Source organism: Amycolatopsis sp. NPDC051071 (assembly GCF_040682875.1).
Classification (GTDB): Bacteria; Actinomycetota; Actinomycetes; order Mycobacteriales; family Pseudonocardiaceae; genus Amycolatopsis.
Window position 1 is genome coordinate 1 of the sequence record NZ_JBFBBY010000248.1, and the last position, 8,825, is coordinate 8,825.

Here is an 8,825-nt window from a genome sequence, read left to right on the forward strand (position 1 = left end):
GCCGCCCCCGCCGCGCCCCCCCCCGGGGGGGGGGGTGGGGGGGGGCGCCCCCCCCCCCCCCCCCCCAACGCCAGCGGCGATCGGCCGCAATGATCGGCGATCCGATAGGCCACGGTCTCCGCTTCGTGCTCACGACGGGGTGCGACCAGCGAGCGGAAGAGCTCGGCGGCCTCCGGCCGGGGCAAGGCCCGCAGCGGGACGTGCCGTGCGTCGTCCAGCGCGCCGAGAAGGTTCCGGCTGGTCACGAGGACGCGGCAGTTCGGCTCGGCGGGGATGAGCGGGCGGACCTGCGCGGCGGTGGCCGCGTTGTCGAGCACGATGAGCACCCTGCGCCCACGGAGCCGGTAGTGGAACGCACCCGCGCGATCGTCCAGCTCGTCCGGGATCTCGTCCGGCGCGACACCCAAGAGCCGCAGGAACCGATCGAGGGCGGCGGCGGGCTCGACCGCGAGCGCGCCGGGACTGTGACTACGCAGATCGAGGAAAAGGCATCCGTCGGTGAACCGAGACCGCAGATGGTGCGCGCAACGCAGAACCAACGCGGTCTTGCCCACTCCGGACAGACCACTGACCGCGCAGACGGCCGCGCTGCCCGCGTCGTCACGCAGGAGCGCGGCGCGAACATCCTCGACCTCACGGGCACGATCGTGGAACCCCGGCGTCAAGGGCGGCAGCTCCATCCTCAACCGCGGGAGCACGGGGGCGGGTACCGGTGGACGCTCGGCGTCCGAGGGCAGAATCGCGGCCAGGGAGCCGTCGCCGGAAAATTCCGCGTCGCACAGTTCGGCGAGCACGGCGTTCGGCGAGGCTGTCCCGTTCTCGACCTTGTCGAGATAACCCCTGCTGTAGTGGATACGAGCGGCGAGCTCGGTCAAGGACAAACCGGCGGCAAGCCGCTGCCGACGCAGTTCGGGTCCGAACGCCACCGTGCCGCCCTTCGCATCGACTCCGGCCCAGTATCGCCAGAATCCACCCGGCAGCACATCCCCCGGCTTGGTAAACCACCCTCGCGGCGACACTACCCACTCTTAGAGTGAACCAAAATCACTTCGCTACTCCACCCGGGTCAGGTCGCCGCGAGCGCGGAAACTATGCGTAATCAAAATTTCCAGGACAAAGCACGGAAAACCAACGCCGAACGGATCGCCGAACGCGATCGACTGATGAGATCGGCCGATCGGTTAACAAGAATTTCAGGTTTACCACCACGCCGGGAAACGGGAAACCGGCAGGTCAGTCGAGCTATGCCGAATCACATCGAAGCAAGCTGTCTCCCGCCACCTGTCGACAAGTTGTCAACGCCTGACTCATTTGCATGTGCAGCTGCATTCTACTTTCCCACCGGGAAATCCACGAGCGTGTGCACTTGCCGGCGCGGAACCCGAACCCGCCTCGCGCGCTGCTACATTGCTGGCATCCGGGGCCTTCCCGCACTAATCATCTTGTGAAAGGGGAGCATCATCGGCACCGTCGCCGTGGTCCCCGAACGCCTGCCCGCCCCGCGACCGGTACGCGTTTTCGTCTCCTACGCCCACGAATCGCCCCGGCACAAGCATCTGGTTCACGAGCTTTCCCGGTTCCTGCACCGAAGCGGACTGGCCGTCCAGCTGGACGAATGGGCGACCGGACGGCGCCGTGACTGGTACGCGTGGATGACCGCACAGGTCATGAACTGCGACTTCATCCTCGTGATCGCCTCCGAGGCCTACCGCCGCGCAGGTGACGGATTCGCCGAAACCGGGGATCACCGCGGTGTGCAGACCGAAGCCGCACTGCTGCGTGACCTGCTGCACGGCGACCGGGACCGCTGGCTGCCGAAAATGCTGCCGGTGATCCTTCCCGGCCAGCAGCTGGACCACATTCCGTTGTTCCTGCAGCCTTTCTGCGCGGACCGCTATCAGGTCACCGCTTTCACTGCGGCGGGTTGCGAAGAACTTCTCCGCGCGTTGACCGGCAGGCCCGCGCAAGTCCCGCCTCCGGTCAGCGCGCTGCCGGCGCTTCCGCCCTACATTCCCACCCCGCACGCCGAGACCGCCCGCATTCCCGCGGTGGCGACTCTGCCGCGCGACATCCGCGGCTTCACCGGCCGGGAAACCGAGTTCGAGACCCTTCTGGCCGCCGTGGCCGGAGACGGCGGCCCCGCCGTCACCATCCATACGATCGACGGAATGCCCGGTATCGGCAAAACCGCGTTCGCGATCTACGTCGCCCATCGCCTGGCACCACATTTCCCCGCCGGGCAGTTGTATCTCGACCTGCACGGGCACGCCCACGGCCGGGATCCGATCACCCCCGCCGACGCGCTCGCCTCCCTGCTGCTCGACACCGGCGTCGCCGGCGACCAGATCCCGGGCCGCTACCAGGATCGGATCAGGCTCTGGCGCGAACGGTCCAGGGACAAGCGCATGATCCTCGTACTGGACGACGCCAGCGACCACGAGCAGGTCCGGGATCTCATCCCGGACGGGCTCGGCTGTCTCGTGCTGATCACGAGCCGCCGACGGCTGTCCAGCCTCGACGAAGCACACGCCATCTCGCTGAACGTGCTCGATCCGCCGCAGGCCGCCGAGATGTTCCTTCGGCGAGCCCATCTCTCGGATACCAGCGAGAAACGGACCCTCGCCAGGCTCATGCGGCTGTGCGGTCATCTGCCGCTGGCCATCTCGGTGCTGGCAGGCCGTCTCCGCAGCCATCCGACCTGGACCTTGACCCATCTGGAGGAACAGCTCGACCAGGCCCAGCTCCGGGTCGCCGAGCTGCGCACGGACGGCGACCTGGCGATCGCCGCCGCGTTCAGCCTCTCCTACCGTGACCTGTCCGCCGATCAGCGGCGCCTGTTCCGCAGGCTCGGCCTGCACCCCGGCCCCGACTTCGACGTACTCGCCGCCGCCGCGCTCGACCAGGGCGATATCCGGCTCACCCACCATCGGCTGTACAAGCTCTACCTCGACAACCTCATCGACGAACCGGTGCCCGGCCGCTATCGCCTGCACGACCTCATCCACGAATACGCCCAGATCCTGCTCGACAACGACCCCGTGGACGAACAGAACCGCGCCACCGGCGACCTCCTTGACCACTATCTGGGCGCCGCGATCGCCGCCGGTGAGCAGATTCCCGGTGACGCCATCGCCCCGGCCACGATGTCCCGGATCAAATCCCCGCATGCCATGGGGACGGCGTTGCGATGGCTGGAAACCGAACGTATCAACCTGCTCGCCTGTGCCGAGTACGCCGGTGTCTCCGGGCGGCCGGGGTTCGTCGTCAAGCTCTCGGCCGCACTGCATTCCTACCTGCGTATGACCGGCCGGTGGGATCAGGCGCATGCCCTGCACCGGGCCGCCCTCGCCGCCGCCCGCCGCTGCGGTGATCGACGAGAGGTCGCGCTGGCGCACAGAAATCTCGGTGTCATCGAATGGCTCCTGGACTTCTACCCTTCCGCGCTCAAGAACCTGCAAGCGGCACAAGGCATCTATCGTCGTCTTCGTGACCAGCGAGGACACGCCGCCACGCTCATCGATCTCGGCGCGGTCCACGGCACGATCGACGACTACGAGACCGCCATTGAGCATCTGTCGAACGCCTATGCGGCCTACCGCAAACTGGACGAGCCTCTCGGGCAAGCCATCGCCCTCAGCGAACTCGGCGCCACCCTGACCCGGAACCACGACTACGACGCGGCCACCGAAACCATCGACAGGGCCTTCGCCGTCTTCTCAAGGCTGAACGATCGGCGAGGTCAGGCCAACGTCCTCAACGTCAGGGCCACCCTTCACCACGCGCTCGGCCGATTCACCGAAGCCAAGCTCGCCGCGACTCGCGCCCACGACCACTATGCCGCGCTCCACGACCTACGCGGGCAAGCGATCACCCTCAACATCCTCGGGGCGGTGCGGCACTCCACCGGTGAATACAACAGGGCGATCGACAACCACCTGGAAGCGTTCGGGCTCTACGCCGAGATCGGCAGCAGCCTCGGCCGGGCGTTCACCCTCAACCATCTCGGATGCGCGCTTCACGGTGCCCACGACTACCCCGGAGCGTTCAAGGCACTCAGTACCGCACACGACCTCTTCAACGGTCTCAACAAACGAACCGGGCAAGCCGACGCTCTCAACAATCTCGGCGAACTCGCCAGGAGCTGGCCCCAGGCCGGTCCACCGCTCGATTTCCACCGCCAGGCCCTCATCCTGGCGAAACAAACGCGGGGAACACTCGAAATGGCGCGGGCCCATGAGGGTATCGGCCGGTCCGTGCTCCCCTTCGACAACGAGTCGGCCATCGTCACCCTGACCGAGGCGCTTCGCCTGTACAAGCAGATCGAGGCACCACAGGCCGACCAGGTCACGGAACTGATCGTCTCGGCGGAAACCACTCAGCGGCTCACCATCGCCGCCGCACCCGCCGAGGCCGAACGCACGACGCTGTGGCGCCGTCGCGGCAGGCACCGATTCCGGCGGCGCCACAGCCGGGACTAGGGCGTGTCTGTCAGCGGCGAGATGGCCGCACCGTCGCGGAGACGGCCGCGGCGATCGCGGCGAGGAATCCGAAGATCACGGCCAGCCCGGCAGGCACCCCGTTGCTCTTGTGGAAACCGAGCACGAAATGAAGGTGGTCGACGAAGCTCGTGCCGGGCGGCATCGGCACGACGATGGTCACCACCACGTACAGCAGGCACAGCCCGAACAGGGTCCACGCCGCCCAGACGTACCGGGCGAGCAGGAAGCCGGCGGGCACCACCAGGGCGAACGCGGCGACCAGGCTCGCCACGACGTTCACCCACACCATGGCGGGCCACTCGCCGAGCGGGCCGCCGATCAGCACGTTCGCGAAGACGAACCACAGCAACGCGATCGCCGTGCAGCCCGCGAAGACGACCGCGACCGCACCGGCGGGGAGGTTCGCCCTCCGCCGGGCAGGCGCCGGGGCCGGCGGACGGAAACCCTGTGGCACGGACATCTGGTGCTCCTTGACGATCGTGGGTGGGGACGAGCTTCTCATCTCCCGTCGCCGTGCTTCGCTCGGCTGGCAGGTTGCGGCCGCGGAAGTCACCGCTCAGCTTGAAAGACCGGCGGAAAGCACGCCGAACCCGAAGTCCAGCCGACGGAGATGCGCGGCGGCGACGTCGGCGAGCTCGTCTCCGGCCAGCCGTCGCCGGACCGACTCCGCGGTGACCGTGCGATACACGGCGACGACCAACGCGGCGACAAGAGCGCTGTCACCCGAGAATCGGGCGTCGCTCTCCAGTTCGTCGGCCAGCTCGGCTTCGATCTCGTGCTCGAATACACGCAGCCTGGCGATGAGCGCCGGGGACTCCATGACCGTGCGCGCGAGCGGATCGCCGTCGTCACTCAATCCGGACAGCGGATGCCGTTGTTCCGCGAGCGCGACCGCGGTCCGGCGGATCGCGTCGACGGCGCTGACGTCGTCCGCCCGCTCGCGCACCGCGGCCCGTGCGATGCCGACGGCGTCCGGAAGACGATCGAGCGCGAGATCCTCCTTGCGGTCGAAGTGCGAGAACACCGTCACCTTCGACACACCGGCGGCCGCGGCGATCTCGGCGATCGTGACGTCCTCGAAGCCGCGCTGCACGAACAGGCCCGTCGCGACGTCGGCGATATGGGCTCGCGTCTTCGCTCCGCCGCGGTCTCCACGTTTCGGCATGTGACAACCGTACCTTTACTCAGTAGGCTTACCAAGTAAGCTTATCGAGTAAACTCAGGAGGCGTCTCATGAAGAAGACCAATGTGATCGTCGTCGGAGCGGGCCCCACCGGCCTGTTCCTCGCGAGTGAGCTGGCACTTCGAGGCGTGCGGGTGACCGTGCTGGAGCGGCTCCGGGAGCCGGATCCGACGATCAAATCCGGCTCGATCAACGTCGCCAGCGCTGAAATCCTGGACCGGCGAGGCCTGCTGCCCGCCGCGGAAGAGGTACAGCGCCGTCTGATGCCGGTCGTCGGCGCGTTCGCGGGCAACCGGTCGAACAGCACGGTGCGCGGGCTGGTGGACGCGGCGACGCGGACGTCCCGCCGGTTCCCGGTCATCGGTCATTTCGCGGGGATCATGTTCCGGGCCGATCTGGTCGACCAGGACGACCCCGTACTGGCCGCGCATACGGCGGTGGCCGACGGCATCGTGGTGCCGCAGCAGGATCAAGAGCGGCTGCTCGGGGAGCACTGCGCCCGGCTCGGCGTCGAGATCCGCCGCGGCGTCGAGGTCCAGGGCGTCCGGGGCACCGGCGCCGACGACGCCGATGTCGTCGTCGAAACCAGCGAAGGCGAGTTCACCGCCGGATGGGTCGTCGCGGCCGACGGCGGCCGGAGCGTGATCCGGCGGACGCTCGGGATCGGCTTCGACGGCACCGACCCCGAAATGGTGGGCTATCAGGCCATCGCGGACTTCGACGACGCGAGCGGACTGCGTAACGGGTGGAACTGGACACCCCGCGGCATCTACACCTACGGTCCGGTTCCGGAACGCGTCCTGGTCGCCCGGTTCGCACCTCAGCCCGAAGACCGGAACGCTCCGGTCACCCTCGAAGAACTGCAGGACGCCGTGCGGGACGTCACCGGGATCCCGGTGACGATCAAGGCTTTGCGTGGCCGCGCGACCCGGTGGTCGGACAACGCCCGCCAGGCACGGTCATACCGGCATGGCCGGGTACTCCTCGCGGGCGACGCCGCCCACGTGCATTCGCCGTTCAGCGCACAGGGCCTGAACCTCGGTCTCGGTGACGCGGTGAACCTCGGCTGGAAACTCGCCGCCACCGTCCAGGGCTGGGCCCCGGCAGGACTTCTCGACACCTACGAGAGCGAACGTCATCCGATCGGAGCGTGGGTCCTGGACTGGACGCGGGCGCAGGTCGCCCTCATGCGCGGTGACGAACGCACCGCGCGGCTGCGGAAGGTCGTCGGCGACGAACTGTTCACCGTGCCGGGCGCGACGAACCACATTGTCGCCCGCTCCTCCGGGATCCTTCAGCACTACGACGTCGCGGAGAAAGTCGAGGACGCTGCCTCCCCGGTCGGGTCGATCGCCGGAGACGTCGAACTCACCTCCGGTGGCAGGCTCGCCGACCACGCGCACGATGGCCGCTTCGTACTCGTCGACCGCTCACCCGACGGCCGGTTCGCCGACGCGGTGCGTCCGCTGGAGCACCGGGTCACCTATCTGACGGACCCGGCCTCGTCGCCGAGCTTGTTCATGCGCCCGGACGGGATCATCGCCTGGGCCGACGGACAGGACGTGGAGCAGTCCCGGAAGCTGCTCGACGTCGCGATCCAGCGCTGGGCCGGTGCCTGACAGCGCTCAGCCTGCCGGGTAGCCGGCCACGCGGACCCGCAGGCCGTGGCTCTCCGGGTGAGTGACCGAGAAACACGGGACGGCGCGGTATCCCGCGTCGCCTCGCGGCGCTCCGGCCGGACCGGTGATGCGGACGAACCCGTCCTCGGCGTCCCACCGCGGGATTCGCCAGGCCGAAGCCGAATCACCGCGTGCTCGCCAGTAGGCCGGTGTCCTCATCACTTCACCCAAGCCTGCACGGAGACCGGGCAGCGCGGTGCCTGCCACGCCGAGTCCGCGCCCGGCCCAGACCCGCGGCCTCGTACTGATCGCGGTGTGGTCCTCGACCAGCGGGCTGAACCGGAAAACCGCGTCGTGCTCGCGGATCTCCACGGTCCACTCCCGCGTCGGGCGGTCGGCGGTGATCAACATCGGACCAGTATCGCCGCGACACGCGGCCCGCCGCAGAGGCTTGTCCCCCGACGACGGCTCAGGCCCGTTGCGCCCGGGCGGCGCCGACGCAGTACGCGCCGAACGCGGCGACACCGACGGCCACCACTGTCAGGAGCACCGTGCCGAACGGCTGCTCCGCCAAGGTGCGAAGGCCCGCGTCGAGCCCGCCGGAGCGGGACGGGTCCTGCGTCAGCGCCGCGAAGCCGATGAGCACCGCGATCACCCCGAACACGACGCCCCTGGCGACGTACCCGATCCGCCCGAGCCGCTCGACCCAGCGCTGGGTGCCCTTCGGCAACGACGAAAGGTCGAGATCACGAAGGAAGTTCCGGCGTATCCCGTTCACCACCGAGGCCACGGCGACACCCAGCACGACAACGGCCGCCACGATCACCAGGAACGGGCCGGCGGGCAAACCGAGCAGACGCGCGGTGAATTCCTGTTGCCGCTGGTCGCCACTGCCCTGCTCCGCCGCCCCCGCGGCCGACTGCGCGGCGTACACGCCCAGCGAAATCCCTACCAGGCAACGCACCCCGGACGTCACCCTTTTGACCGTGCGTTGCCTCTGCTTGCCGATCCACGTGTATCCGACGGCGGCCTGCAATGCCTGCCACAACCCGTACGCCACCAGCCCGGCCGCCAGCCCCCACAACAGCACACCACCCACCGCGGTCGAACCGACCTCGGCGACCGCACCACGCCCGTCGGCCTCCTGACCGCCGCCGCCGAAAGCGATCCGCACCGCCAGGTACCCGATGAGCAGATACACCAGCCCGTAGCAACCCATCCCGATCCGCCCGAGCACCTGGACGGTCTTGTTGTGGCGTACCTGTCTCGCCTTGGTCGCGGCCATCCGGTTCACCCTCCTCTGTCGTGTCTCCCGAGTGTCGGGGCCGACGGCCGGGCCCGCCGCGCGACTGGTCCGTCTGGCCCAGCGGCGACGGCCGATTTCGACGCTGGACGCCCTTGGGTCACGTGAGGTCGCGGGTGGCGATGCGGTGGTGCGAAGGGCACTTTCGCGCCCGCTCCTAAGCACTTACGCGTCACCTGCGGCGTTGCTCGCGTGAAGTACAGGAAGGCCCCCTTCCTTGC

At 68.5% G+C, this 8,825-nt stretch carries 7 protein-coding genes; 2 read left to right on the plus strand and 5 right to left on the minus strand.

Annotated elements, in window-relative coordinates; all coding sequences use genetic code 11:
- The coding region (locus AB0M65_RS38830) for a helix-turn-helix domain-containing protein (protein WP_364039930.1) at positions 1 to 926 on the minus strand (926 nt) is incomplete at its 3' end.
- Positions 927 to 1,475: 549 nt separating this feature from the next.
- On the opposite strand from AB0M65_RS38830, the gene AB0M65_RS38835 reads away from it, so the two are divergent.
- Positions 1,476 to 4,478, plus strand: coding sequence for a tetratricopeptide repeat protein (locus tag AB0M65_RS38835; RefSeq protein WP_364039933.1), 3,003 nt, complete (start codon positions 1,476 to 1,478; stop codon positions 4,476 to 4,478).
- 10 nt (positions 4,479 to 4,488) lie between these two features.
- On the opposite strand, the gene AB0M65_RS38840 is transcribed toward AB0M65_RS38835, so the two are convergent.
- Together AB0M65_RS38840 and AB0M65_RS38845 are read right to left on the minus strand one after the other, a co-directional pair.
- A complete protein-coding gene (locus AB0M65_RS38840; protein ID WP_364039936.1) occupies positions 4,489 to 4,959 on the minus strand; it encodes a hypothetical protein in 471 nt (156 codons plus the stop codon).
- A gap of 96 nt (positions 4,960 to 5,055) precedes the next feature.
- A complete protein-coding gene (locus AB0M65_RS38845) occupies positions 5,056 to 5,664 on the minus strand; it encodes a helix-turn-helix domain-containing protein (protein ID WP_364039939.1) in 609 nt (202 codons plus the stop codon).
- A gap of 68 nt (positions 5,665 to 5,732) precedes the next feature.
- On the opposite strand from AB0M65_RS38845, the gene AB0M65_RS38850 reads away from it, so the two are divergent.
- Positions 5,733 to 7,301, plus strand: a complete 1,569-nt coding sequence (locus tag AB0M65_RS38850) for an FAD-dependent oxidoreductase (RefSeq protein ID WP_364039942.1) — start codon at positions 5,733 to 5,735, stop codon at positions 7,299 to 7,301.
- Between the two features lie 6 nt (positions 7,302 to 7,307).
- Here AB0M65_RS38850 and AB0M65_RS38855 read toward each other — a convergent pair whose 3' ends face one another.
- Both AB0M65_RS38855 and AB0M65_RS38860 read right to left on the minus strand, forming a co-directional pair.
- Positions 7,308 to 7,712: a hypothetical protein gene (locus AB0M65_RS38855; RefSeq protein WP_364039945.1), complete on the minus strand. Its 405-nt coding sequence runs from the start codon at positions 7,710 to 7,712 to the stop codon at positions 7,308 to 7,310.
- A gap of 58 nt (positions 7,713 to 7,770) precedes the next feature.
- The gene (locus tag AB0M65_RS38860; RefSeq protein WP_364039948.1) at positions 7,771 to 8,586 is read right to left on the minus strand and encodes a DUF1206 domain-containing protein; all 816 of its coding nucleotides are present in this window, start codon (positions 8,584 to 8,586) and stop codon (positions 7,771 to 7,773) included.
- Positions 8,587 to 8,825 lie beyond the last annotated feature (239 nt).